The 26,929-nt window shown below is 38.1% G+C and carries 24 protein-coding genes; 18 read left to right on the top strand and 6 right to left on the bottom strand.

Going from position 1 to position 26,929, the window contains the following annotated elements; genetic code table 11:
• Nucleotides 1-4: 4 nt before the first annotated feature.
• The 5 genes from AOB46_RS01370 (at nucleotide 5) to AOB46_RS01350 (ending at nucleotide 7,482) form a co-directional block, all read left to right on the top strand.
• The gene (locus tag AOB46_RS01370; RefSeq protein ID WP_062696247.1) at nucleotides 5-1,432 is read left to right on the top strand and encodes a serine hydrolase; all 1,428 of its coding nucleotides are present in this window, start codon (nucleotides 5-7) and stop codon (nucleotides 1,430-1,432) included.
• A gap of 43 nt (nucleotides 1,433-1,475) precedes the next feature.
• Nucleotides 1,476-5,171 carry a phosphoribosylformylglycinamidine synthase gene (locus AOB46_RS01365; protein WP_062696246.1) on the top strand — a complete coding sequence of 1,232 codons (3,696 nt, stop codon included), beginning with the start codon at nucleotides 1,476-1,478 and terminating at the stop codon, nucleotides 5,169-5,171.
• On the top strand, nucleotides 5,152-5,565 hold the full coding sequence (locus tag AOB46_RS01360; protein WP_062696245.1) for a hypothetical protein: 414 nt from the start codon (nucleotides 5,152-5,154) through the stop codon (nucleotides 5,563-5,565). Before AOB46_RS01365 ends, AOB46_RS01360 begins: the two co-directional genes overlap by 20 nt.
• Nucleotides 5,566-5,674: 109 nt before the next feature.
• On the top strand, nucleotides 5,675-6,856 hold the full coding sequence (locus AOB46_RS01355) for a glycosyltransferase family 39 protein (RefSeq protein WP_157845025.1): 1,182 nt from the start codon (nucleotides 5,675-5,677) through the stop codon (nucleotides 6,854-6,856).
• A complete protein-coding gene (locus AOB46_RS01350) occupies nucleotides 6,853-7,482 on the top strand; it encodes an SGNH/GDSL hydrolase family protein (protein WP_082376993.1) in 630 nt (209 codons plus the stop codon). The genes AOB46_RS01355 and AOB46_RS01350 overlap by 4 nt, the downstream gene beginning before the upstream one ends.
• 78 nt (nucleotides 7,483-7,560) lie before the next feature.
• Here AOB46_RS01350 and AOB46_RS01345 read toward each other — a convergent pair whose 3' ends face one another.
• Nucleotides 7,561-7,917: a diacylglycerol kinase family protein gene (locus AOB46_RS01345; RefSeq protein ID WP_062696774.1), complete on the bottom strand. Its 357-nt coding sequence runs from the start codon at nucleotides 7,915-7,917 to the stop codon at nucleotides 7,561-7,563.
• A gap of 198 nt (nucleotides 7,918-8,115) precedes the next feature.
• Here AOB46_RS01345 and dnaN point away from each other — a divergent pair, with 198 nt between their 5' ends.
• The 3 genes from dnaN (at nucleotide 8,116) to AOB46_RS01330 (ending at nucleotide 13,056) form a co-directional block, all read left to right on the top strand.
• Nucleotides 8,116-9,246 carry a DNA polymerase III subunit beta gene (gene dnaN, locus AOB46_RS01340; RefSeq protein ID WP_062696243.1) on the top strand — a complete coding sequence of 377 codons (1,131 nt, stop codon included), beginning with the start codon at nucleotides 8,116-8,118 and terminating at the stop codon, nucleotides 9,244-9,246.
• A 605-nt stretch (nucleotides 9,247-9,851) separates the two neighbouring features.
• Entirely contained in the window at nucleotides 9,852-12,254 is a 2,403-nt protein-coding gene (gene pheT / locus AOB46_RS01335; RefSeq protein WP_062696242.1) for a phenylalanine--tRNA ligase subunit beta, read from the top strand.
• 391 nt (nucleotides 12,255-12,645) lie between these two features.
• Nucleotides 12,646-13,056, top strand: coding sequence for an META domain-containing protein (locus AOB46_RS01330; RefSeq protein WP_062696241.1), 411 nt, complete (start codon nucleotides 12,646-12,648; stop codon nucleotides 13,054-13,056).
• 48 nt (nucleotides 13,057-13,104) lie between these two features.
• Here AOB46_RS01330 and AOB46_RS01325 read toward each other — a convergent pair whose 3' ends face one another.
• Genes AOB46_RS01325 through AOB46_RS01310 form a run of 4 tightly spaced genes read right to left on the bottom strand, consistent with a single transcriptional unit; the run spans nucleotide 13,105 to nucleotide 16,639 of the window.
• Nucleotides 13,105-13,344 carry a hypothetical protein gene (locus AOB46_RS01325; RefSeq protein ID WP_002977986.1) on the bottom strand — a complete coding sequence of 80 codons (240 nt, stop codon included), beginning with the start codon at nucleotides 13,342-13,344 and terminating at the stop codon, nucleotides 13,105-13,107.
• A 37-nt stretch (nucleotides 13,345-13,381) separates the two neighbouring features.
• Nucleotides 13,382-14,701, bottom strand: coding sequence for a hypothetical protein (locus tag AOB46_RS01320; RefSeq protein WP_062696240.1), 1,320 nt, complete (start codon nucleotides 14,699-14,701; stop codon nucleotides 13,382-13,384).
• Nucleotides 14,702-14,726: 25 nt separating this feature from the next.
• Nucleotides 14,727-15,617 carry a 3-hydroxybutyryl-CoA dehydrogenase gene (locus tag AOB46_RS01315; protein ID WP_185113842.1) on the bottom strand — a complete coding sequence of 297 codons (891 nt, stop codon included), beginning with the start codon at nucleotides 15,615-15,617 and terminating at the stop codon, nucleotides 14,727-14,729.
• Nucleotides 15,618-15,676: 59 nt separating this feature from the next.
• Nucleotides 15,677-16,639, bottom strand: a complete 963-nt coding sequence (locus tag AOB46_RS01310; protein WP_062696238.1) for a Gfo/Idh/MocA family protein — start codon at nucleotides 16,637-16,639, stop codon at nucleotides 15,677-15,679.
• A 134-nt stretch (nucleotides 16,640-16,773) separates the two neighbouring features.
• Here AOB46_RS01310 and AOB46_RS01305 point away from each other — a divergent pair, with 134 nt between their 5' ends.
• The 8 genes from AOB46_RS01305 (at nucleotide 16,774) to AOB46_RS01270 (ending at nucleotide 23,780) form a co-directional block, all read left to right on the top strand.
• The gene (locus AOB46_RS01305) at nucleotides 16,774-17,424 is read left to right on the top strand and encodes a protein-L-isoaspartate(D-aspartate) O-methyltransferase (protein ID WP_062696237.1); all 651 of its coding nucleotides are present in this window, start codon (nucleotides 16,774-16,776) and stop codon (nucleotides 17,422-17,424) included.
• Nucleotides 17,425-17,590: 166 nt separating this feature from the next.
• Nucleotides 17,591-17,839, top strand: a complete 249-nt coding sequence (locus AOB46_RS01300) for a hypothetical protein (RefSeq protein ID WP_062696773.1) — start codon at nucleotides 17,591-17,593, stop codon at nucleotides 17,837-17,839.
• A gap of 89 nt (nucleotides 17,840-17,928) precedes the next feature.
• The gene (locus tag AOB46_RS01295) at nucleotides 17,929-18,903 is read left to right on the top strand and encodes a 2-hydroxyacid dehydrogenase (RefSeq protein WP_062696236.1); all 975 of its coding nucleotides are present in this window, start codon (nucleotides 17,929-17,931) and stop codon (nucleotides 18,901-18,903) included.
• Between the two features lie 60 nt (nucleotides 18,904-18,963).
• On the top strand, nucleotides 18,964-19,254 hold the full coding sequence (locus AOB46_RS01290) for a hypothetical protein (RefSeq protein ID WP_062696235.1): 291 nt from the start codon (nucleotides 18,964-18,966) through the stop codon (nucleotides 19,252-19,254).
• Nucleotides 19,255-19,583: 329 nt separating this feature from the next.
• Nucleotides 19,584-21,569, top strand: a complete 1,986-nt coding sequence (locus tag AOB46_RS01285) for a urocanate hydratase (protein ID WP_062696234.1) — start codon at nucleotides 19,584-19,586, stop codon at nucleotides 21,567-21,569.
• A 14-nt stretch (nucleotides 21,570-21,583) separates the two neighbouring features.
• A complete protein-coding gene (locus AOB46_RS01280) occupies nucleotides 21,584-22,129 on the top strand; it encodes a Crp/Fnr family transcriptional regulator (protein ID WP_062696233.1) in 546 nt (181 codons plus the stop codon).
• A 197-nt stretch (nucleotides 22,130-22,326) separates the two neighbouring features.
• Nucleotides 22,327-23,088, top strand: coding sequence for an MBL fold metallo-hydrolase (locus AOB46_RS01275; RefSeq protein ID WP_131724291.1), 762 nt, complete (start codon nucleotides 22,327-22,329; stop codon nucleotides 23,086-23,088).
• 89 nt (nucleotides 23,089-23,177) lie between these two features.
• Nucleotides 23,178-23,780 (top strand): hypothetical protein, encoded by a 603-nt coding sequence (locus AOB46_RS01270; RefSeq protein WP_131724290.1) that lies wholly within the window; start codon nucleotides 23,178-23,180, stop codon nucleotides 23,778-23,780.
• A gap of 109 nt (nucleotides 23,781-23,889) precedes the next feature.
• Here AOB46_RS01270 and tpx read toward each other — a convergent pair whose 3' ends face one another.
• Nucleotides 23,890-24,462: a thiol peroxidase gene (gene tpx, locus AOB46_RS01265; RefSeq protein WP_082376992.1), complete on the bottom strand. Its 573-nt coding sequence runs from the start codon at nucleotides 24,460-24,462 to the stop codon at nucleotides 23,890-23,892.
• 170 nt (nucleotides 24,463-24,632) lie between these two features.
• Between tpx and AOB46_RS01260 the strand changes: the two genes are divergently transcribed.
• Together AOB46_RS01260 and AOB46_RS01255 are read left to right on the top strand one after the other, a co-directional pair.
• The gene (locus tag AOB46_RS01260; RefSeq protein WP_062696230.1) at nucleotides 24,633-26,261 is read left to right on the top strand and encodes an NADP-dependent glyceraldehyde-3-phosphate dehydrogenase; all 1,629 of its coding nucleotides are present in this window, start codon (nucleotides 24,633-24,635) and stop codon (nucleotides 26,259-26,261) included.
• A 159-nt stretch (nucleotides 26,262-26,420) separates the two neighbouring features.
• The gene (locus AOB46_RS01255; RefSeq protein ID WP_062696229.1) at nucleotides 26,421-26,927 is read left to right on the top strand and encodes an RNA polymerase sigma factor; all 507 of its coding nucleotides are present in this window, start codon (nucleotides 26,421-26,423) and stop codon (nucleotides 26,925-26,927) included.
• Nucleotides 26,928-26,929 lie beyond the last annotated feature (2 nt).

Raw genomic sequence — 26,929 nt, 5'->3', positions numbered from 1 at the left:
CCTGATGAGAAATGTATTGATGTTTATATTTATTCTGACCTTTGTGAAAAGCTATTCACAGAGTGAAAAGACGGTATATTCAATCATTGAAGCAAATGCAAAAAAACTGGCTGAAAAATCAGGTGCTTATTCCGTGTCCATAGGAATCATAAAAGATGGGAAAATCTATACCAGACATTTTGGTGAACTCGACAAAGGAAAGGGAAACCGGGCAAATGATAATACCTATTTTGAAATTGCTTCAGTAACTAAGCTTTTTACAGGTCAGATGCTGTCTAAAGCAGTATTGGAAGGAAAAATTAACCTTGATGATGACATTAGGAAATATCTTAAAGACGATTACCGGAATTTAGAATATAACGGAACTCCTATAAAAGTCAGAAATATCCTTTCTTATACTACAGCATTACCAAGAAGCCTGCCTGATGAAGATGATTTGAGAGGTAAAAACTGGACGGGTAAAAGCCCTTTCTTAATAATGGAACGTGAAGCTGGCTATTTCAAAGACCAGTTTTTAAAAGATCTGAAGCTGGTAAAACTGGATACCGTTCCCGGATTTAAATATCAATACAGTAACCTAAGTCTTGAACTGGCAGGACATATCCTTGAAAATATTTATGGTAAAGAGGTAGAAACGCTTTTCAATGAAAATATTTTTTCAAAATTAGGAATGAAGAATACTAAGTTCACCCTGGGGAAAAATGAAACATTGGCCAATGGATACGACGGGGATCATCAGTTAATGCCTCATTTTGCCTCTAATTTATGGGGTTCTACAGGAGCAAGAACAAAATCAACTCTTGGAGATCTGATGAAGTTTCTGAAAGATGAGCTGTATTCAAAAGACAAGGTCGTTCAGGAAACCCATAAAAATATAGAGAACAGTAAAGAAACCTGGAAGGGCTATCTTTGGGATGACTATTACATCAGTGAATTTGGAAAAGTTGGATTTAAACATGGTGGCTCTTTTGGAACCCAAACCTGGTTTACAGTATATCCCGAACTGAATATAGGAATCTGTATGATTGTAAATGTTAGTGTAGACGGGGGCGGATTTGTGCTTCTGGACTGTGCTTCAGAAATTATGGAAGACCTCACTTCATCATCAGCAAAAAAAGAAGTGTACGGATATTCGGTAAGAGGAAATAAGGTGGTGTTCAGCTATACCCATCCCCAAAATGCAGATGCAGGATTGCTCAACACTGTTGCAGTAGCAGGTTCCTTCAATGGCTGGAATTCTGTAAATAAAGAATACCAAATGACAAAAAAAGAGAAAAACCGGTTCGAACTGGAAGTTCCCATATCCAAATTTGAAAAAGGTAAGACATATTCCTTTAAATTTGTACTGAATAAAGTGGTCTGGATGAATGCACCTAAAAGAGCTTCCAATGCAGACGGAACTCCGGATAGAAATTTGACACTGGTACTTTAAAGTAAAAAGAATAAATAAATCTAATATTAAAATCTGACATCTAATGTCTAAAAACAAAAGAATTTTCGTAGAAAAAAGAGGAATTTTCGATGTCGAAAGTCCAAAAATTTTTGATGAAGTAAAAGCGGTTGTTCCCGCTGTTCAAAGCGTAAAAGTATACAATGTGTACGATATCTTCGGTTTGAATGACGGAGAATTCGAAAAAGTAGTATATAATACTTTTGTAGACCCTGTTACCGATATTTTACACACAGAAAACCCGGCAGAAAAAATCCATTTTGGAATGGAATTTCTACCCGGACAGTATGACCAGAGAGCAGATTCTGCCCAGCAGTGTATTGCATTGTTAACGGAAAATGAACAATCAAAAGTAAGAAGCGGTAAACTCATCGAATTTGAAGGAATCTCTGAATCAGACCTTGTTAAGATCAAAGACCTGCTGATCAATAAAGTAGAATCTCAGGAGAAAGACCTGTCCGTACTGGATATTCCCGCCGATGAAACCCCTTCAAAAGTTTTGGTTCATGAAAATTTTATCAGTTTTAATGATGCTGAACTTGAGAATTTCTACAATAACCACGGTTTCGCCCTGGGATTGGATGACCTGAAGTTCATTCAGGAATATTTCAAAACAGAGCAGAGAAATCCTACAGAAACAGAACTTAAAGTTTTAGACACCTACTGGAGTGACCACTGCCGTCATACCACTTTTGAAACAGAATTGTCAGATATTCAGTTTGAAGGGCAGTTCAAACATACATTGGAAACCATTTTCAATGACTATATTGAAAAAAGAAAATTCTTAGGCCGCGAGCTGAAGCCAATTTCCTTAATGGATCTGGCTACTGTATGCGGTAAATATTTCCATAAAACAGGTAATCTGGATAATCTTGTGATTTCCGATGAGATCAATGCATGTACCATCCAGATTGAAGCAGAATACGACGGTAAAAAAGAACCTTGGTACCTACTATTCAAAAATGAAACCCACAATCACCCAACAGAAATTGAACCTTTCGGAGGAGCATCTACTTGTTTGGGAGGAGCTATCAGAGATCCGTTATCCGGAAGATCTTTTGTATTCCAGGCAATGAGGCTGACAGGGGCAGCAGATGTTTTAGAACCGGTAAACAAAACCTTACCGGGAAAATTACCTCAGAAAACCATTACCAGACAGGCGGCCAACGGATATTCATCGTACGGTAACCAGATTGGTCTGGCAACAACCATGGTTTCCGAAATTTATGATGAAGGCTACAAAGCCAAAAGAATGGAAGTAGGGTTTGTAACCGGAGCGGTTCCTATAGACTGGGTAAGACGTGAAAAACCAGCCAATGGTGATTCCATCATTATTTTAGGAGGAGCAACAGGACGTGACGGAGTTGGCGGTGCCAGCGGAAGTTCAAAAGAACAGGACGAAACTTCTATTCATACCATGAGTTCCGAAGTTCAGAAAGGAAATGCAGTGGAAGAACGTAAAATCCAGAGACTGTTCAGAAATCCGGAGGTGACAAGACTGATTAAAAAATCAAACGACTTCGGAGCCGGAGGAGTTTCCGTAGCCATCGGGGAAATTGCAGATTCACTTGAGGTAAATCTTGATGTACTTCCTTTAAAATATGAAGGTCTGAACGGAACGGAGCTTGCTATTTCCGAATCTCAGGAAAGAATGGCTGTAGTGGTAGATCCTAAAGATAAGGAAAAGTTCATTAAATTCTGTGAAGCTGAAAATATCGTAGCGGTAGAAGTAGCGAAAGTAACAGACTCAGGAAGAATGCAGATGTTCTGGAAAGGCGATAAAATTGTAGATCTTTCAAGAGCATTCCTGGATACCAACGGATGCTCAAAATCTCAGGAAGTGAAAATCACCCATCTTGAAGAAGTAAAAGAAGAAACCAAAGCATTCACAAAAGAAAACTTCCTGAATATACTAAGCGACAAAAATGTAGCTTCTCAAAAGGGATTATTGGAAATGTTCGACTCTTCAGTGGGAGGAACTACCGTAGCGATGCCTCTAGGCGGAAAATATCAGCAGACCTTAATGGAAGGAAGTGTGCAGACACTGCCCGTTTTAGGAGCAAAAGATATCAAAACCGTTTCCCTGGCAAGCTGGGGCTTTGATGCTGAAATCTCAAAACAGAACTCATTGCTGGGAGCATCTTATGCAGTTGTAGAAAGCGTTGCAAAGATTGTTGCCATGGGTGGAGATTACAAAAATATCAGGCTGAGCTTCCAGGAATATTTCGAAAAACTGGGACAAAACCCTGAAAAATGGGGTAAACCTTTAGCTTCCCTTTTAGGAGCCTACGATGCTCAGATGAATCTTGGTTTAGCTGCCATCGGAGGAAAAGACTCCATGAGCGGAACCTATCAGGATCTGAACGTGCCGCCAACATTGATCTCTTTCGCATGCGCTAACGGAGAAAAGCAAAATATCATTTCTCCGGAATTTAAAGCAGCAGGAAACAGAATCTATTTCTTCAATCATGTGGCTCAGGAAAGCGGCCTTCCGGACTATGCTGCCTTAAAAGATGTCTATGAATTCATCTTTGAAAATATTAAGTCAGGAAAAATTGCCTCTGTAAAAACAGTGAAAGATGGAGGTGTAGCAGTAGCACTGGCTAAAATGAGTTTCGGAAACAGATTAGGTGCTGAAATCAATGTTGATGAAAACACCCTGCTAGCTAAAAATATCGGTAGCTTAATTATTGAAGCTAAAGAAGAGCTAAGCGCTGTAAATCTTCAGATGATTGGAAAAGTAGTTGCGGATGAAGTTGTAACCATCAACCATTTCAAGTTTCAAATTTCAGATCTCGAATCAGCCTATACCGGTACATTCGAAAACCTTTTCCCAACGGTTGAAAAAGAAAAAATAACGGTTGAAATTGATGAAAAATCAAACTCAGTCAATCCAAGAAATATCATCATCAAAAAACACGGAATTGCACAGCCGAAAGTATTCGCTCCTGTATTCCCGGGAACCAATTGTGAGTATGATACGCTGAATGCATTCCAGAAAGAAGGTGCTGTAGTAAGCAGTTTACCTTTGATCAATATCAGTCACCAATTATTGGATGAAAGCATTGATGCCTGGGTAGAAGAGATCAGGACCTCTCAGATTTTAGCATTCTCGGGAGGATTCTCAGCAGGTGATGAACCGGATGGTTCCGCGAAATTCATCGTCAATGTTCTGAAAAACGAAAAGATGAAAAATGCCGTTCATGAACTATTGGACAGAGACGGAATGATCATCGGGATCTGTAACGGATTCCAGGCGTTGGTAAAATCAGGACTGCTGCCTTACGGAAGAATTAAAGATCTGGATGAGAACTCCCCAACATTGGCCCATAACGCTATCAGAAGACATATTTCTCAGATGGTGACGGTAAGAGTGGTAAATGATGAAAGCCCATGGTTAAAAGGAATGAAAGATCAGGAGTTTACCATTCCGATTTCCCACGGTGAAGGACGTTTCATGGCTTCAGAAGAAGAAATTAAAAAGCTTTATGAAAACGGACAGATTGCAACACAATATATCGATTTAGACGGAAATATTGCCCACGGAATGCCGTTCAACCCGAACAATTCACTGTTCGGAATTGAAGGAATCACCAGTCCATGTGGAAAGATCTACGGAAGAATGGGACATCCTGAACGTTTTGCAGAAGGCCTCATGAAAAATATTCCTGCCGCGAATTATCACAATATATTCAAAAACGGTGTTGAATACTTCAAATAACAATACAAGAAAAATGATCGTCATCCATGGCGGTCATTTTTCGTCTTTAACGGGTTTTTATGAAGAAATTTCCAACGTGTTGATGAAAGATACGGACTGGAAAGTCGGAACGCTTGACGGCTTTGATGATATTTTATACGGAGGTTTCGGAGTATTTGAAAATGATGAGGAAATAGAAATCATTTGGAAACAGTCCGGTAAGTCAGAAAAAGAACTGGGCTTACAGGCTACACGTGAATTTTATGAGAATAAGATCAGGCAGGGCAAACCTTTTAACATCGAATTAACTCAGCAGAAATTAAATGAGCTTCTGGATGGAAAAGGGCAGACGCTGTTTGAGATTTTAGTTGAAATTATAGTATCTCATAAGAATATTACATTAGTTTTATCCTGAAATCAGGAAAAATACTTCCGCTTATATCCTAAATAATTAATTTTGCAGTCTATCTAGTGAATTGATCATGACAAGACTAATGAATCTTTTGTTGAAATGTAAAGTTTTTATGATCTTTAACTTCGCAGTTCTTTTTCTGAAGATTTTTTATTCTTACAAAAAAGGCTTTGAAGGACTTACCTTTGAAGATTGGGATATTGCCGGTAATCTGGTGAAATATGGAGTATATTCCGAATTTATAACGGTAGGACCCACCGCTTATAAACTCCCGGTATATCCTCTTTTTTTGTCCCTGTTCATTTATATTTTTGGGGACAACGCAAAAACAGCTGTTATTCTTTCACAGCATTTTATCTTTTTTCTAATCCCGCTGCTTTTTATTCTTATTTCGAAAATATTCAATAAAGATAAAATAGGAATCCTTACCGGATATTTATTTATAGGTTCACCGGCTTATTTTCTCTATTCCAATACTTTGGAAATTACGAATGTTTTCATTTTTATTTTTCTGGTCTTTCTATACTTTTTTTTAGTCATATGGAATGGAAAACACTCCTGGAGACACCTTATCATGCTTGGATTCAGTGCGGCAGTGCTGTTTTTAACCCAGGTGGTTGCAGTTCCGCTTTCCATGATTCTTTTACTGTGCCTTCTCTTATTTAAAAAAATTAAGCTGAAAGAACTGGTGGCTGTACTGGGAATCATCGGCTGTTTATATACCCCGTGGGTGGTCCGGAATTATGTAACTTTTAATAAGATTATTCTATCCAAGAGTCCCGTTTGGCAGAATATACATTTCGGATATTTTCATGAAGTACAGGTTTTTGAATCATTACAAAAAATATCTCTTCAGAAAAGCTCCGAAATAAGAAAAAAAAGGATGCATACCGATGAGTTCACCATGGAGAAAATATATGAAAAAGAAGTCAGGGATATTGAAAAAAACAATCCCTATATCTCGATGAAAAAAGCCGCTGCCAATGCCCTTATGCTATGGTATGTACCATCAAGATATTTTTATGATTCCTCACCCACAGTCATGGGAAGGAAAATCTATGTTATCATCTTGAATTTTACTGTCTTGATAAGTCTGATCCAGCTATACAGGCATAAAAAGTGGGAATTATTTCTTTTTTCAATATTGTTGTTTAGTAACTTTACGGTACCTTATATGATAGGTCAGGCTGGAATGACAAGATTTAAGCTGGATTTTGAATGGTATCAGCTGTTTTTAGCAGCTTATCTGGTGTATAACACTGTTTTTAATAAACATACAACTAAAATTGAATGAAGAAAATAGTATACGGGCTGTTCTTTGGAGACAGCATTACCTACGGGGAATATGACGGCGTTTTTGGCGGATGGGTGGATATTCTGAAAAGATATGCACTCCAACGGTTCCATGAAGGAAACGGTGATGAACTTATCCTGTTTAATCTTGGAATTGGTGGTGAAACAACAGAAGGACTGCTTAAAAGAATACCTCATGAATTGAGTGCAAGAAATTCCGCAGATGGAAATATTGTTTTTCTGGGATACGGAGCCAATGATCTTGCCATAAAAGACAATAAACAGGCGGTGGGACATGAAAAATTCAGAAATAATATGATTACTGCGGCCAAGCAGGCCAAAAATTTTGCTTCCGATATTTATCTTGTAAGCATCCTACCTGTTGCACAGAAAATAGATGGAGTAGTAGTGAGTTCAGGAAAATTGAGAAGCAATAAAGAAGTTGTCATGTACAACAGGATTCTCAAAGATATTGCGGCAGACCATGGTCTTGGATATATCGATTTTTACACTGCTTTTATTGAAGATAAGGAGTTTCTGCTGTCAGCAGACGGAGTTCATCCCAATGAAAAAGGCTACGGGATCATGGCCGAAATAGCAATTCCAATCATTGAAAAATATTTATAATCCCAATTTTATTTTCTTACCGAACATTACAGAAATAATAAGTGCAAACTAGAAATACCCTGTTTTTGGAATGCTTTTTTACTGAAATAAATATTTACTGTAAATGATAATTCCTGTAATAACAGCCAGAATACTCATCAGAAGGACGGCTCCCGCTGCAATATCTTTAATAAAGCCAATCCTCTTATCAAAATCAGGCTGAACCATATCGCAGAGCCTTTCTATGGCTGTATTGATGATTTCCGAGCTCAGGACAGCAAAACAGACCAGAAGAATAAAAAGGGCATCTGGGGCAGAAAGCTGCAGATAAAAGATCAGAAAAAGATTGATAAAGAAGGCGGCAAGCTCAATCTGGAAATTCCTTTCCGTTTTTACCATTAAAAATATACCGCGCAAAGCGTTAAAAAAACTTTTATGGACGGGTGGTTTTCGCATCAGGAAAATATTCTTGACAAATATAATTATTTGATCAAAAAAATTCATAAATTTATCATCGGAGGATTATCTTCCCTATCAAAAAAGTGAAATAGAAATAGTTGGGGAAATTCTTTTGATGGTTGTTAATAACTCTCAGGATTATTTTTTTTAATCTATTTTCTATTTATTATATTTGTAAAAATTATTTTTAAATCTATGAAATTTATTATTTCAAGTGGTGAACTGCAGAAGGCTCTGCAAACTGTAAGTGGCGTAATATCAAGTTCTCAGTCGAGACCTATTTTAGAAAACTATCTTTTTGAATTAGACGGAAATAATGTTACCATTACAGCATCTGATGGCGAAACAACGCTTGTGACGTCCTTAGAAGTAAAGTCTGACGATTCAGGGAAATTTGCCGTTCCTGCTAAGATTTTTCAGGATTTTATCAAAACCTATGGCGAGCAGCCTTTAACACTTGCTGTAAAAGACAATGCAGAAGGTACCGGAAGCCAGCTTGAAATCCTGGATGAAAAAGATAATTTCGCTGTAGCACTGGATAATGCAGACGATTATCCGGAATTGCCGGAATTTGATGCGTCACAAAGCGTAACCATGCCGGCAGGTGTTTTATCTGAAGCATTAACCAATACCCTTTTTGCAACAAGCAATGACTCTCTTCGCCCGGTAATGACCGGAGTGCTTTTCCAGTTTGGGGAAAATGAAACCAATTTCGTTTCCACAGACTCTCACAGACTGGTAGTATATAAGAGATCAGACCTGATGAACCCTGAACCAATGGAGTTCATCATGCCTAAAAAGCCTCTTAATATTTTCAAAAATATTCTGGCTAGCTCAAACGAAGACGTTACCATTGACTTTAATGAGAACATGGCCAAGTTTACTTTTGGCAAGCATATCTGGATCTGTAGGCTGATTGACGGGAAATATCCTAACTATACCGCGGTAATCCCTAAAGAAAACCCGAATGTACTGACGATCAACAGAAATCTTTTGTTAGGGGCAATTAAAAGAGCCTCAATCATGTCGAACAAATCAACCAACCAGGTTAGATTTAAATTGTCGGCCAATATCCTTCACCTTCACGCAGAAGATACAGAATATGCCAATAAAGCAGATATGCAGATTCCTTGCGATTATAACGGAGAAGATATCAATATCGGGTTCAGCTCTAAGTTCTTAACGGAAATGCTTACCATTTTAGGCTCAGATGATATTACGATGAAGATGTCCCAGCCTAACAGACCGGGAATCATTGAGCCTCTTGACGGTCTTGAAGATAGTGAAAATATTTTGATGTTATCAATGCCGGTAATCGGATTGTAATATTTCAAATACATAAAAACTTAAAAGAGACTGAATTTTCGGTCTCTTTTTTTGATGAACTAATACCCCATGAAAAAATACTTATCCTGATTGCAGGAATACTGTTTGCTCACGGATTTTCTCAGAAAAATACCAAAGTGTACTATGAGAGAAAAGGTGATACAGTAACTTATTATGCAGATAATCGGGAAATTTAATGCTTCTACCTTACATCAGGGCTATATTCCTAATCTTGAGGAAGAAATGAAAATGAAAACCCTAAAAACCCTTTTCAGAACAGGTAAAGGAAATAAACCGAATATCTTGTAGAAAAAAAGAAATATTTCAGGGGATACTGAATTTTTGGAGGATCCAGGCATAACGAAAAGCATATTTATACAGCGGAAGAAGATCGTTCTGCCAGACAGGGATCAAAACAAATCAAAGGAATTTATCCTATTAAAGTCGCTTCTAAATTTCGCTGTTTCTCAAAAAAACACGACATTTGTAGCTCGAAAAATTCACGTAAATTTTCATGATTAATGAAAAAAATCGTGATTGGAAAGAATAAAAATGATCAGATGAACGTAACCTGACCTCTGATCAATTAAAAATAGATTGAGCAAATGAAAATATCAAACAACTGGCTGAAAGACTATGTTAAAACGGAACTGAAAACGGAAAGAATCGGAGAATTCCTTACAGATATAGGTCTTGAAGTTGAAGGGATAGAAAAATTTGAAAGTGTAAAAGGCAGTCTGGAAGGAATTGTCGTAGGAAAAGTATTGACCTGCGAGAAACATCCGAATGCAGACAAACTGAAAAAAACTACAGTAGATGTAGGTAGCGGAAAAGTTTTAAACATTATATGTGGTGCCCCGAATGTTGAAGCCGGGCAGACCGTGCCTGTAGCAGTTGTAGGAACTAAAATTTATGATAAAACCGGAAACTTTTTCGAAATTAAGGAAGCAAAGATCAGAGGAGAGGTTTCTCAGGGAATGATCTGTGCAGAAGATGAGCTTGGACTAAGTGATGACCACGGCGGAATCATGGTTTTAGACGAAACAAAATATGAAGTAGGAAAAAACTTTGCCGATTATTTTGAACTGACCAATGATGAAGTTTTTGAAATAGGGCTGACTCCCAACAGAACAGATGCCATGTCACATTACGGTGTAGCAAGAGATCTGCATGCTTTCCTTTCCACCAACCAGCAGAAATCAACGTTTGAAAAAGTATCTTCTGTAGCTTTAAACGGTGAGGGTACTCATGAATTCACGCTGGAAGTAGAAGATACGGCACTTTGCCCAAGATATATAGGAGCCATTATTGAAGATGTAAAAGTAGCAGATTCTCCGGCCTGGTTAAAAGACAGACTGAAAGCCATTGGATTAAGTCCGATCAATAATATTGTAGACATTACCAACTATATCCTTCACGGGTATGGGCAGCCGCTTCACGCTTTCGATGCAGATAAGATCGGAGATAAAAAAGTGAAAGTAGGGGTCGTAAAAGAAGGAACAAAATTCAAAACCCTTGATGGTACAGAAAGAACGTTGAACGGTTCTGAAATCATGATCAAAGATGGTAAAGATACCCCGATGTGTATTGCCGGAGTGTTCGGTGGAGCAGAATCTGGGGTTTCTGATGCTACAAAAACAATATTCCTGGAAAGTGCTTATTTCAACCCGGTAGCGGTAAGAAAAGGAGCCAAATTCCACGGACTGAATACAGATGCTTCTTTCCGGTTTGAAAGAGGAGTTGATCCTAATATTACAAGAACTGCAATTACCCATGCCATTAAAATGATTCAGGAGATTGCAGGAGGAAAGTTTGTAGGAGAGCTGCTGGAAGAATATCCGAAGAAAATTGAAGACAGCTATGTCATCATCAGATTCTCGAAGATCGAACAGATTTTAGGAACCAAAATTCACAGAGAGAAAGTAAAAGAAATTTTAAAAGCCCTTGAAATCCAGGTGCTGAACGAAATCCAGAATGGTCTTGAAATCTCTGTACCCGCCTATAGAGCAGATGTAACAAGAGAAATTGATGTTATTGAAGAAATTCTTAGAATTTACGGATATAACAAGATTGATGCTCCACAGAAAATTTCCTTTACCCCGGTAAAATTGAATGCAAATGACCAGGATGAACTAGAGAACAGCTGGGCAGGAACATTACAGGCATTAGGTTTCAACGAAGTGATGAACAATTCACTCACCTCTGTGAAAGATGAAACAGATGCCGTGAAGCTGTTAAATCCCTTAAGCGGTGATCTTGCATTCATGAGAAAATCTCTATTGGAAGGACTGCTTCAGAATGCTGTTTACAATATCAACAGAAAGAATCAGGATATTAAGTTCTTTGAATTGGGTAAAATTTACCACAAGAGAGATAAATATGAAGAAAGAAAACAGCTGGCCATTCTTGTGTCCGGAAGAGACGCTGCCGAAAACTGGCTGCTGCCGAAATCTGCGGTAAGCTTCTACAACCTTAAAGCTTACGTAAAAGTTTTATTGGAAAAATTAGCGGTTGATTATAAAGAAACCGCTTTATCCGATGAAAGATTCTCTGATGCTTTAGCCTATGAAGTGAACGGGAAAACTTTGGTAAGAATCGGTAAAGTTGCCCCTGCATTGCTGAAAGATGCTGATATTGACCAGGAATGCTTCTATGCTGAAATAGAGCTGGAACTGGCTCAGGAGCTGCGTTCTAAGAATACTCTGAAATTCAAGGATATTCCTAAATTCAACAAGATCAGAAGAGACCTTGCACTGCTGATTGATAAGACTGTAAACTATCAGGATCTTTACCAGACGGCGAAGAAAAATAAATCTCCGTTCATCAAAAATATCAACTTATTTGATGTGTATGAAGGGAAAAACCTTCCGGAAGGAAAGAAATCTTATGCTATGAGCTTCGAGCTTCTGAATGAAGAAAAAACATTGGAAGAAAAAGAAATTTCAGAAGTAATGGATTCTTTAATTAAAGCATTCCAGAAAGAATACAATGCAGAATTAAGATCTTAATTCAACAGAATAATACATCATATAAACGGGCTTTTTAGTCCGTTTTTTTGTTTTCCTAAATCCAATTATTATAAACTCTTTAAATTGGATTTTTGGGATGTAAAACGCAACGTGCACAAGGTTTTAAACGATCTCTCTTGGCCAATAAAAACAATTCCGAAACAGGCAGCATTTCTGTTATTTTCACTGCGAAAACCTCCTCAATATGTTCAGCTTTCCGGCGAATAAAAAACTAAAATCATTTGTTCATCCGTGGTGGTTAATAATAAATTTTTAATAAAATCATCAGGATCAACAACTAAAATAAACCTCTTAAAAAAATAATAAAATTTCCTGCAAACCGTTTAAATAATATAAAATCCGTAAATTTGATTAATTCTAAAAGAAAAAAATGAAAAATCTTTTTTTAAGTATTTGTGCGGCAGCAGTTTTGGCGTCGTGTGGTGCAGCAACAAGTGCCTCTGCTTCAAAAGTAGGAAAAGCACAACCTTCATTAGAAAATACAAAATGGACTCTTGCAGATAATGTAAAAGGAAAAATTCCTACCCTGAATTTCGAAGGAGAAAAGATCAATGGTAATGCAGGATGCAACAATTATTTCGGAACAGCTAAAATAGAATCTTCTACGGGTACTTTCTCTGCCGGACAGCTGGGATCTACAAAAATGATGTGTAACAGCATGAGCGTGGAGCAGAATTTTATGGATATGGTAGGAAAAGCTAATAAATATGTAGTTTCCGGGAATACCTTAGAGCTTTACAAAGACAATCTTTTATTATTGAAGTTCAACAAAGCAGAATAAAAAATAAAAGGAACTCATTTGAGTTCCTTTTTTATGTTTAGACTGTTATTAATCTTCCTCTTCTTCGTCGTACTTAGCCAACTCTTCATCGCACCATTTGAATGCCGCTTCTACCACTTTAGTAGCTTCATCTGCCATTGTTTCTTCGTCATCACCTTCAAGATCATCTAACCACTCAACCTCTTCTTCCTCAACGTTTAAGATAAATCTTGGATATTCTGTGTGTACTACGAATAGATCTTCAGGAAATTCCGAATTATCTGCTAATAAAAACTTTGGTAATTTCATTTTTTTAATGTTTTAACTTTAACCAAAGATAATAAAATTATTGATATTTATTCTTGTCGATTTTAATTTTTTGTAAAACTTTATACCATGTTAAGGTAGTTTTACGAACCGTATCCTGAGGTTTATAAGTAAGTGTAACATCGGCATTTACTGTACTGACAAGTTCCGCTGTTTTCATTTTATTCATGTCCTCTTCCTTTTTTGTAACAAAGAACTGTAAAGGAACCTTGTCCAGTTTTTCGTTTTTCAGGAACTCTGAAACCGCTTTTCTGTTTTCAAGATAATTTCCTTTAGACAGCCAGGTAAAAGCCAGCCCGGTCATAATACTTAGGACGCTGATAGAATAGGTTTTATTTCCGAAAATACCGAACAGTCTATTAAAATATATCAGCCACAACGGAACAAGAAATGGTCCTATGATCCTGTAGTCCATGGCATTCACAGAATAGAAATACTGGATGAAATAAGAACATAGAATACCTGTAACACTGATGGTTACAAAGAAACGTTCTGTTTCTGAAAGCTTTTTACTGATTAAAAGGTAAATCAGTAAAGCAATATTCAGAGCTCCGATTCCGTAAATAGCATAATTAATTTTGCCTCCGCCCGGATCGGCAATATGAATAAAAGGATTAAAAGAAGTAGCCAGCCCCTGGAAAAATTCTTTCAGCAGTTTAGACGTCGGATGAAGGCCTATTTCCAGAAAAGTTTTAACGTAGTTCTGGTTAAAATAATCAATAAACAGAAATTTATAAGCCACTACAAATGATAACCCGATGATACCGGAAATGATGAAGACAGATCCATACTTCTTTCTCCATGTTAACAGCCCGTAAAGCCCTGCTCCTGCTATAAAGAATAAAGCGCTGTATCTGATGTTGTAAAGGGCAATTAATGAAAGAGAAAGATAAAAAACAGCTTTCCTTTTTTCAAGTTTTCCGGTAATGATCTGTGAAGCGGTATACAGAAACAGAAAAACAAACGGAAGAATGAACGGTTCACTCATAGTGTACGCATAAAGCGAAACAAAGCTGAAAAGAGCACTCATCATGATGGCTTCTCTTTTGTAGAAGTCTTTAACCCAGCAGAAACAGATAATAAACAACAAGGCGGCTATGCCCAGGGCTTTGCTCCCCCAGAATTCATCAAATCCCAGCAAAGTAGATAGCTTGATGGCTACCGGATAGCCCAGAGGAGTAGTGGTGTTGTCAATAACCGGGAAAACATGGGCGAACCGCATAAAGCGGATCGAGTCTGGGTTTACCCTTCCTTTTTCATTCAGCAGAAAACGTAAAATGGTCATCATTACCGTAATGATGACCATTGCTATCTGGATATTTTTTTCTTTTCTTTTCATTAAGCTAAAAATAGTCCCGAAAAATTTATTTCAAAAACATTTTTGAAACCTTTTCAGCTTTTTTGCTTTCAGAATAATCATAGAACCCTTCTCCGGATTTTACACCCAGTTTTCCTGCCATTACCATGTTGACAAGAAGCGGGTTCGGAGCGTATTTAGGATTTTTAAAGCCGTCATACATTACATTAAGAATAGCAAGACACACATCAAGTCCGATAAAGTCTGCAAGTTGAAGCGGTCCCATCGGATGTGCCATTCCAAGCTTCATGACAGTGTCAATTTCTTCTACACCTGCCACTCCGTTGTAAAGGGTTTCGATAGATTCGTTGATCATAGGCATCAGGATTCTGTTGGCCACAAAACCTGGATAATCATTTACCTCTACCGGAACTTTGCCCAGGGTTTTACTCATTTCATAGATAGAATCAAAAGTCTCCTTAGAAGTAGAATATCCTTTGATGATCTCTACAAGCTTCATAATAGGCACCGGGTTCATAAAGTGCATTCCGATTACTTTGTCAGCTCTTTTTGTAGCTGCTGCAATCTTAGTAATAGAGATGGATGACGTATTGGTCGCCAGTATACAGTTTTCAGGAGCAAACTCATCCATCTGCCCGAAAATCTTCAGCTTCAGATCCTGATTTTCAGTAGCAGCTTCCACAATAAGGTCCGCTGTACCAACAGCATTCTTAAGTTCAGTAAAAGTACTGATGTTACCTAAAGTTTCAGCCTTCTGTTCTTCGGTAAGATTTCCCTTCGCTATAATTCTGTCAAGGTTGGTCGTAATGGTTTTCAGGCCTCTGTCCAGCGCATCCTGAGAAACATCTACCAGATTTACTTTGAATCCGCTTTGTGCAAAAGTATGCGCAATACCATTCCCCATGGTTCCTGCCCCGATAACTACGATGTTTTTGATCATTTTTCTTTTATTTTTTATAGATAGTTAAGTTTTTTCTTTTCATAAGGCCGTCCTGATTAAGAAATCAGCTTTACAATTTCAAGAGCTACTTTCAACGCCTCAGTTCCGTCTTCCAGGGAAACTTCTACATTTTTACCATCAGTGATAGCATCTGCAAAAGAGTTAAGTTCATCCAGAATCGCATTGTTCGCCTGGATATTAGGATATTCAAATAAGATCTGATTTTTTTCTCCTTCGGCATTTTCAATAATCATATCAAAAGGAGTCGGATTCTCCGGAGCATCTTTCATTCGGATTACTTCAGCTTTTTTCTCTAAGAAATCAACGGAAATATAAGCATCTTTCTGGAAGAAACGGCTTTTTCTCATAGCCTTCATTGAGATTCTGGAAGTCGTAAGATTGGCAACACACCCGTTTTCGAACTCAATTCTGGCATTGGCAATATCCGGGGTTTTGCTTACAACGCATACACCGCTTGCATGGATGTGTTTTACTTTGGATTTTACCATGCTCAATAAAATATCCAGATCGTGAATCATAAGATCCAGTACAACAGAAACATCCGTTCCGCGTGGATTGAATTCAGCAAGCCTGTGAATTTCAATAAACATAGGGTTTTGGATGTATTCTTTAGTGGCAATGAAAGCAGGGTTATATCGTTCTACGTGGCCAACCTGAGCTTTGATACCGTTTTCCTGGCATAGGCGTAAGATTTCTTCTGCCTGCTCAAGCGTCTGGGTAACCGGTTTTTCAATAAAAAAATGAAGCTTTTTTTCAATAGCTTTTAAGGCATAATCATAATGATAAACCGTTGGCGTCACAATATCCAGCATATCAATCTGCTCCAGAAGTTCATCAAAATTTTCAAAATATGTATACCCGAATTCAGCTTCTAATTTTTTTCCATTTTCAACATCTTTATCATGAAAACCTACCAGTTCATACTTATCCGACTGATTAAGAAGCCTTAAATGGATCTTTCCAAGATGTCCGGCACCTACCAAACCTGCTTTTAACATAGCTTTTTTAATTTTTGTAAAGATAATAATTTTAGGTATTAAGAAACACTCCGGAGCTTTTGTTGATCAATATGGATAGTTTTTTTACTTTTGCAGAACGATTATCCAAACCTTAATATCCATATCCACCCATGATGCACGATACGTTTGTACATAAAGGAAAAAGAAAGATCCTTGTTGACTACCTCCGCCAAAGGATCGGAATTTCAGATGAAAATGTACTTTCGGCAATGAATGAAGTTCCCAGACACCTTTTCATTGAAAGTATTTTCGAAGATTTTGCCTATGAAGACCGGGCATTTCCAATTCTTGCCCAACAGACCATTTCGCATCCTTCAACAGTAGCGGAGCAGTCTGAACTGCTTCAGGTACAGCCTGGAGAAAAAATTCTGGAAATAGGAACAGGCTGTGGATATCAGACCGCTGTTCTGCTGGCGATGAAAGGGCTGGTATATACCGTGGAAAGACAGAAAGACCTTTTCGATTTTTCAAAGAAAAAGCTTAGAGAAATGCATTTATATCCCAAATTCCAAAGCTTTGGTGATGGATTTGCAGGACTTCCCACGTTTGCACCTTTTGATAAGATTATTGTAACCTGCGGAGCAGCCGTTCTTCCTACAGAATTGCTGAAGCAGCTGAAAGTGGGAGGGAAAATGGTTATTCCGCTGGGGCCTGTAGATGAACAGGTTTTATACAGATTTACAAAAGTAGGACCTACCCAGTTTGAAAAAGAAGAATTCGGAGCCTACAAATTTGTGCCAATGCTGGGAAACACCAACCATTAGCAGCAATTTCAGGCCCCTCCGTTTAAGATTCATATTCTGAGATTCAGGCTCCATTGTTTATGGTTTTGAATTGAAACAATTTCTTTTCATTTTTAATGATCATTAAGACCATTTCGGAATGAAAATTGGACTCAAAACCGGACCTAATCACTTAAATTTTATTATCATGGATACGAATAGATTCAAGTCTTCACACGACTTCAGCAATATTCAGAAAAACCTGCATAATAATCCGGGATACAGTGTGGAAAGTTATTCACAGCAGGTAAAAGACTATATCAGTGATATGAAAAGCAGAAATCAGGAAGCTACCAAACAGGGATTCATGGCCCATGCCCAGAAATCGGCTAAAGAAGTTTGGGAAGAAATTCAGGAAATGGCTTCAGAGGCCTGGGAGAAGAATAAAATTCATTAAGACGAAAGAAAAACATTTTTAATATTAAAGTTTGAAACCTTACTTTTTAAGAGAGTGAGGTTTTTCATTGGAATTATTAATCCGATAATATGAACGTTTTTATCAATAAAAGAATTCCTGAAATCGGGATCAGCATGCTGGAAAAAGAAGGAATACATATTATTTTTCCTGAAAAAGAAGACCTTTCTTATGAAGAATGGCTGCAATACTGCAGGAATGCGGATGCTGTTTTAAACGTAGGAAACACATTCACGTATGATAAAACATTTTTTGAGGAATGCCCGAATATTAAAATGATTGCATTATACTCAGTAGGTTTTGATCATGTGGATATTCAGGAAGCTGACCGCAGAAAAATTCCTGTTGGGAATACCCCTGATGTTCTGAGTAAAGCTACCTCAGATACAGCATTTTTATTGATGCAGTCTGTAGCCAGGAGGGCTGGATATAATTTTCAGAAAGTAAAGGATGGAAATTGGGAAACATTTGATCCCATGGATGCCTTGGGACAGGAACTCTACGGAAAGACATTGGGAATCTTCGGACTGGGGAGGATAGGCTTTGAAATGGCAAAAAAATCACAGCGAGCCTTTGATATGAAAATTATCTATCATAACCACCATCGGAATCAACAGGCAGAAAAAGAACTGAATGCTGCCTATGTTTCTTTTGACGAGCTGGCCGGAAATTCAGACGTACTGAGTATTCATGCCAGTTTTAGCCCTGAGCAGAAAGACCTTTTCAACCATTCGGTTTTTGAGAAGATGAGATCCGGTGCTATTTTCATTAATACAGCACGAGGAGGCTTCCACAACCAGAAAGATCTTTACGCAGCGATTGTTTCCGGACAAATCTGGGGAGCAGGGCTGGATGTAACGAATCCTGAGCCCATGTCTCAGGATGATCCTCTTCTGCAACTTTCCACCGTTTGTGTGCTGCCTCATATAGGATCAGCTACTATGGAAGCCCGAAACGGAATGGCAAGGGTGGCCGCAGAAAATATTATTGCTTTTTCAAAAAGAGAAAAGCTGCCATACTGTGCAAATCCTGAAGTATATTCATAGAAAATAGACAACTTGGAATTATTTTTGTTCTGTCTTTATAAACCTTAAATACTCAATACCATGGCACCGGAAAAGAATAATAACGAACAGAACCGAAAACTGGAACAGATGGATTACAGTCCGGATGAAGATATATTCAACAAACAAAAACATATTCCGCTGGACGGAGACGGAAATCCGATCCTTAGTGAAGAAGATGACGATAAGATTGACAAAGGATTAGACATTCCCGGAGCAGAAGACGATGATGAAATGGAAGAAATAGGATCTGAAGATGAAGAAAATAACTATTGGAGTCTCAGCGATAATGCAGATGATCATGAAGAGGAAAATGATGACGTTCTGACTTAAAATATTGAATAACAACAGAAAAGCCTTATTGAAATTTCAGTAAGGTTTTTATTTTAAATCATTCTGTTTTATATTTTTCTGTTATAACAGATGTCTCATTAAACTTATTTGTGTATTTGCGGTATAAAAATTATCCGGAATTATGGTCATCATCAGGAATGTTAATCAAGAAAAAAACTTTGTGCATAAGATATTCCGGAAGTTACATTATTTTGCGTGCGTTCCTATGCTTTAGAAGAAACAAATCCGCTTTTTCACCCTATTAGTTGCCTATTTTTCCTAATTTGAATATCTTTAAAACTTCAAAACATTGAATTTTAAACAGCAATATGACATTTCAAGAACAGATACAGCAGGGGATTCCCAATCAGCTGCCACAGCCGAAACCTTACGAAACCAATATCAATCATGCTCCAAAGCGTAAAGAAATTCTGGGAGAAGAGGAGAAAAAGCTGGCATTAAAGAATGCGCTGCGTTATTTTGATCCTAAGTTTCATGCAGAATTAATTCCGGAATTTAAAAAAGAACTGGAAGATTACGGAAGGATTTATATGTACCGCTTCCGTCCGGATTATGAAATGAAGGCAAGACCCATCACGGATTATCCCGGAAGATCTGAACAGGCCAAAGCAATCATGCTGATGATCCAGAACAACCTGGATTATGCCGTGGCACAACACCCTCACGAACTTATTACGTATGGTGGAAACGGAGCGGTTTTTTCCAACTGGGCGCAATATCTGTTAACGATGAAATATTTATCGGAAATGTCAGATGAGCAGACGCTGGTAATGTATTCAGGACATCCGATGGGACTGTTTCCTTCACATAAAGATGCTCCGAGAGTGGTGGTAACCAACGGAATGATGATCCCGAATTATTCAAAACCGGATGATTGGGAAAAATTCAATGCTTTAGGGGTTACCCAATATGGGCAGATGACTGCAGGAAGTTATATGTATATCGGGCCGCAGGGAATTGTTCACGGAACAACCATTACCGTTCTTAATGCATTCAGAAAAATAAATAAAGAACCAAAAGGTGGACTTTTTGTAACTTCAGGGTTAGGAGGAATGAGCGGTGCTCAGCCGAAAGCAGGAAATATTGCAGGCTGCGTTACGGTATGTGCTGAAGTAAATCCAAAGATTACGAAAATCCGTCACGAACAGAAATGGGTCAATGAAATTCATGAAGACCTTGATGAGCTGGTAAAAAGAGTAAAAGAAGCACAGCAGAATAAAGAAACTGTTTCTCTGGCTTATCTTGGAAATATTGTTGAGGTCTGGGAAAAATTCGATCAGGAAAATCTGAGAATTGATATAGGATCAGATCAGACTTCGCTTCACAACCCTTGGGCAGGAGGATATTATCCGGTAGGGCAGAGCTTTGAGGAATCCAACACCATGATGGCGGAAAACCCTGAATTATTCAGAGAGAAAGTCCAGGAGACATTAAGAAGACACGCTGCTGCTATTAATAAGCATACCCAAAAGGGAACGTACTTCTTTGATTACGGCAATGCCTTTTTACTGGAAGCTTCCAGAGCCGGTGCTGATGTAATGGCAGAAAACCCGACTTTGGGAAGGGAATTCAGATATCCAAGCTATGTTCAGGATATTATGGGACCTATGTGTTTTGATTACGGATTCGGGCCGTTCCGCTGGGTATGTACAAGCGGAAAACCGGAGGATCTTCAGAAGACCGATGATATTGCCTGTGCTGTTTTAGAAGAAATGATCAAAAATTCCCCAGAAGAAATTCAGCAGCAGATGAAAGATAACATCCAATGGATTAAAGGGGCCCAGGAAAACAAATTGGTTGTAGGTTCACAGGCCAGAATCCTTTATGCTGATGCAGAGGGAAGAATGAAGATTGCGGAAGCCTTCAACAACGCCATCCATAAAGGGGAAATCGGACCTGTGGTACTGGGAAGAGATCATCATGATGTTTCCGGGACAGATTCGCCGTACAGAGAGACTTCCAATATTTATGACGGATCAAGGTTTACCGCAGATATGGCTATTCATAACGTGATTGGAGACAGTTTCCGCGGGGCAACCTGGGTGTCTATCCACAACGGTGGAGGAGTAGGCTGGGGTGAAGTCATCAATGGTGGTTTCGGAATGCTCCTTGACGGAAGCGCAGATGCAGAAAGAAGGCTGAAGTCTATGCTGTTCTGGGATGTTAACAACGGAATTTCAAGAAGAAGCTGGGCCAGAAATGAAGGCGCTGTTTTTGCCATCAAAAGAGCTATGGAAGCAGAACCTAACCTGAAAGTAACACTTCCGAATTTTGTAGACGAAAACTTACTGTAAATCATCATATAACCTTGGCAGAAATTAATAAGAAACTGTTTACCCATCTGAATGTGGATGACAACGATCCCGTTTGGGAGAAATTCGCTGGGGTTGAATTTCAAAAGAAAAATATATTTTCCGATAATAAAGCCTATCTTCTTGAAGATGGGCTTGTTCGGAAATATTATATCAACAGTACATCAGAGACGGATACCGAAGTCTGTGCTGATTTTTACTTTCCCGGAGATATTTTTACGGTTGGAGAAAAAGGGTCTGATGCAGTATATGAATCAATAAACAGCGGTCTTGCATGGGAAATTTCGCTGGATGAAGTAAAGGAAATGTTTGCCGTAAATCCCGAATGCCGTTTTGTGCAGAACTATTACCTGAGCAGAAAACTGAGTGCTGCCCTGAAAAGAGAAATGCTGCTGCTGAAAAATACCCCCCAGGATCTCTATGAATATCTTCTGAAGAATAAACCGCACTACATTCAGAATATTCCATTAAAATATCTGGCATCATACATTGGAATTACTCCTATTTCTTTAAGCCGGATCAGAAAAAGAATTAATGATTAGATAAGCTGTAAATTGCTGTCAATCTTATAACTTCTGAAAATAATCTTTTAAAAATATATAAAAGAAGAGGTATAATTGTTTTTATAACCTCAATAACTTCCTTCTTCCATCCTCCAGCTTCCATCAACCCTCATTAATTATCTTTTGTTTATTGACCAGTCTTCCATAAGTCTTTTCCTTTGCTGGAAAAAAAGAATATGGAAATACAGAAATTAAACTGGGCCGGAATAAAGCTGGTATCCCGACAAAAAACAATCCTGATAGATGCTGCCGAAGATTTTTCTTACTATAAGCCGGTTTTGGGAGATGCCGTTGAAGATCTGATCATATTTTCAGATGAGGTACAGGCTGATTATATTCTGTTTACCCACCTGCACCTGGACCATTTTGACAAAAGCGTGATCAGAAAATGCCTGAAAAAGGATGGAAAACTGATTGTCTATTCAGGGCTGGAAGCTATAGTCAGAAAAATTGTAGGGGATATCGAAATGATCATTCTGGATCTGGATGAAACCTTTACTGAAAATAATATCACATTCAAACCGGTATTTGCCATGGATGGTGTAGGAGAAATCCAGACTTCCTGGATCGTGGATGACGGAACCACAAAGATTTTTCATGGAGGGGATACCATCTGGCATAATCAGTTCTGGAAGCTGGGAAAAGAAAATCCGGGTATTGATTATGCATTTCTTCCGGTGAACGGTGTTGTGGTGAATTTTGAGATCATCGGCCTGGAGTACAGCCCTGTTCCGGCCTCTCTTAATCTGAAAGAAGCCTTTGCTGCCGCTCATCTTTTACATGCTGAAAAACTGGTTCCTATTCATTATGGTTTGTTTACCCATGAGAAATGTTATGTTCCGCAGGAGTTTGATGAGGAGGATTTAAAGAGGGTTTCGGAAGAGGTGGGACAGGAGTATGTGGTTTTGGAGGATGGGGAGATTTTGAAAGACGCTTAGAAAAAAATATTTTTATTATTTAAATAAATTTTACTTTTCATTCCAACCTTTTCTGCATCCGGATCATCTTTATAATAAAAGACATCCTCATGAAAATTACCATACCCAAGCCTTGTCATGAAAACTGGAATAACATGACTCCCGATGAGAAAGGAAGATTCTGTTCAGTCTGTTCCAAGACAGTCAGAGATTTCAGAACTTCTACAGATGAAGAAATTATGGATGCTTTTTCAGATTCTTCAGAAAATATATGCGGAAACTTTAATCCGTCGCAGCTCAACAGGGATTTACATTATTCCTCTATCAATGCTCTTTTTACAAAATTTGCGGTTGGTTTTGCTTTAACAGCAGGAGGCCTTACAGCCGTAAATGCACAGCAAAATGTAAAAAATGATACGGTAGAAACAGCAGAATTAAATGATCATGTGATAGTATTGGGATTTCAAAAGAACAGCAAAGTCCATCAACAGATGCTGGTTGGGGGAGGAACGGTTGTTAATCGGAAAGATATTGAACCGCTATACGTTTTAAATGGGAAGATATCTGATTATGAGTCAACCAGAAGTCTTGATCAAAATTCCATTAAAGAAATGAAGGTTTTAAAAAGGGATGCAGCAATCGCTTTATATGGAGATAAAGCTAAAAATAGAGCCGTATTGATAACCACTAAAAAGAAAAAACTCAAAAAATAAAAATCTCCGGTAATCAGGACCGGAGATTTTGTTTAAGTCTAATCATAGAGTATTGATAACTGTGAAAAGTGATAAGTCAAGAATGAGCTTCCAGCTTCCATTATTTTTTCTATTTCTTCACTGCTTTAATAGCCGCTTCATAATTAGGTTCCTGGGAAATATCGGCAACCTGTTCCTGATAAACAACTTTTCCTGAAGGATCAATGACAACAACCGCTCTGCTTAAAAGTCCTTTCATAGCAGAATCTGTAATTTCCACGCCATATGTTTTCCCGAAATCAGAACGGAAATCAGAAAGCATCACTACATTTTTAATTCCTTCCGCACCACAAAACCTTTTCTGGGCGAAAGGCAGATCTTTGGAAATACAAAGAACAACAGTGTTCGGAAGATTAGCGGCATCTTCATTGAAATGGTGTACAGAAGCAGAACAAACACCTGTATCTACACTTGGGAAAATATTAAGAATCACATATTTACCTTTATAAGAATCTAGGGTCTGATCTTTCATATCAACATCAGTAAGCGTAAACTTTGGAGCGGTTTTATTCACAGCCGGAAGCTGGGAATAAGTATGTACCGGTTTACCCCTCATTAAAATGGTATTGACTGTTTTGGTATTTTGAGCAAAGATGAATGCTGAGAATAATAATAACGTACTGAAAACTACTTTTGAATACATGAGATTTAATTTTACAGCAAAATTATTCTTTTTTTCAGTAAGCAGGATTAATTTTCATTCAAACAGCTTTTAAATAGAACAAATCTATTAAATCATTATTCCTGAAACCGAATTTTCCCTCTACCTTTATTATTCAGAAAATAATCAGAATATTAAATAGTTTATACAATATGGATTCAGCAAGCAAATTGTCATTTCAGAATATTTTTAAAAGCGAAAATGAAATTCCTGAAGAGTTTAAAGTTCCTGAGATTCACCAGAAAGTCTATCTTCTCAACGGAGAATTGGTAGAGTGGAAAGGCGAAGTACAGAATATTTATTCACCCGTCTGCATTCCTACAGAAAATGGTCTGGAAAGGAAGTTGCTCGGAAGTGTCCCCAATATTGGTCCGGCAGAAGCAATGGAAGTTCTTGAAGCCTGTGTTAAAGCCTATGACAATGGCCTGGGTGAATGGCCTACAATGTCTGTAGAAGGGCGTATACAGTGTATGCAGAAGTTTGTTTACCTGATGATCCAGCAGCGTGATCTTATTATAAAGCTGCTGATGTGGGAGATCGGGAAAACTCTGGCAGATTCCACAAAAGAATTCGACAGAACTGTAGATTACATCAATCAGACGATTGATGCCCTCAAAGATCTGGATCGGGAATCTTCACGCTTCCAGGAGGCAGAAGGCACTATTGCGCAGATCAGAAGAGCTCCTTTGGGAGTTGTTTTGAGCATGGGACCTTTCAATTATCCTTTAAATGAAATCTTTACGACATTAATCCCTGCGCTTATCATGGGAAATACAATTCTGTTTAAACTTCCCAAACATGGAGTTCTTGCCCATTATCCGTTACTGAATGCCTTTAAGGAAGCCTTCCCGAAAGGAACAGTAAATACCCTTTACGGAAAAGGTTCGGAGATCATTACTCCCATCATGGAAAGCGGAAAAGTAAATGTCCTGGCTTTTATTGGCTCCAGCAAAGTGGCGAATGGACTGAAAAAGCTGCATCCTAAGGTAAACCGGCTTAGGGCTATTCTAAGCTTAGATGCAAAAAATGCTGCAATTGTAACTAAAAATGCCGATTTAGATGTTGCAGTGAATGAGTGCATTTTAGGTGCACTGTCTTTTAATGGGCAACGATGTACCGCATTGAAGCTGATTTTTGTTCAAAAAGAAGTAGCTGCAGCGTTTACCCAAAAATTAAGTGATGCCGTTTCCGCTCTTAAACCCGGACTTCCATGGGAGAGTGGAGTTAAAGTTACCCCTCTTCCGGAAGTTAATAAGCCACCGTATCTTCAGGAATGCATTGATGATGCTCTATCGAAGGGAGCTGCAGTGTTAAATCAGAATGGAGGGTACACCGAGGCTTCTTTTGTCTATCCGGCAGTGGTTTATCCCGTTGACAGCCGGATGAAGCTTTATCATGAAGAACAGTTTGGTCCTGTAATTCCCGTAGTTCCTTTTGATGATATTGAAGAACCTGTAGAATACCAGATTAATGCCTCCCATGGTATGCAGGTGAGTATATTCAGTGAAGATCCGGAGGAAGTAGGAAGGCTGATTGATCCTTTTGTTAATCTCGTAAGTCGGGTAAATATCAATTGTCAGGCACAGCGTGGACCGGATGTTTTTCCTTTTACCGGAAGAAAAGACAGTGCAGAAGGAACACTTTCTGTTTTTGATGCGCTCCGTTCATTTTCAATAAGATCTCTGGTGGCGGCAAAACTCACCGATTCCAATAAAAAATTACTCAATACAATCGTTAGAAATCATGATTCTCATTTTCTAAGTACAGACTATATTTTCTGATATTTCTTTTTTAATTCAATTTAACATAAAATAAAAATCCTTAAAAAATTTTCGCATTTTTTGAGGATTTTGTACATTAAAGCTTGAATTTTATGGTTATTTTTAATAAAATAAGATAGCTATTGTGTGAATTGCTGTTAAAGGTGTAGAATTTTTACCATGTCTTCAATGGAAAATGAATTTTTAGAAAAAATTGAAAAACATAAAGGTGTTATATTCAAGATTTCTAAGATGTATATGGACAATCAGGATGATCAGAATGATCTTTATCAGGAGATCATTTATCAGGCCTGGAAATCATACAGTGATTTCCAAAGAAGGAGCGACTTTTCTACCTGGCTCTACAGAACTGCACTAAATACCGCCATAGTCTTTCTCCGAAGCGAAAAAAAACGTAGTTTTATACAAAATCAACGGGTGGAAAATATTGCCATCCAGCAGGAACCCTATAATGATACGGATGATAGAAATATGAAGTTGATGTATGAAGCAATCCAGCAGCTCAGTCCGATTGACAAAGCGCTCATTTTTTACTTTTTGCAGGATTTTCCGGGTAAAGAGATTGCCCGGCAGCTGGGAATAACCGAAGTCAATGCAAGAGTGAAGATGAACAGGGCTAAAACAAAGTTGAAAGAGATCATTGAGAAGAAAAAAACACAGATTTAAAC

The sequence above is a fragment of the Chryseobacterium indologenes genome, from assembly GCF_001295265.1.
Lineage (GTDB): Bacteria > Bacteroidota > Bacteroidia > Flavobacteriales > Weeksellaceae > Chryseobacterium > Chryseobacterium indologenes_A.
Note: the sequence above shows the minus strand (reverse complement) of the source record. Positions and strands in the feature narration are given on the sequence as shown.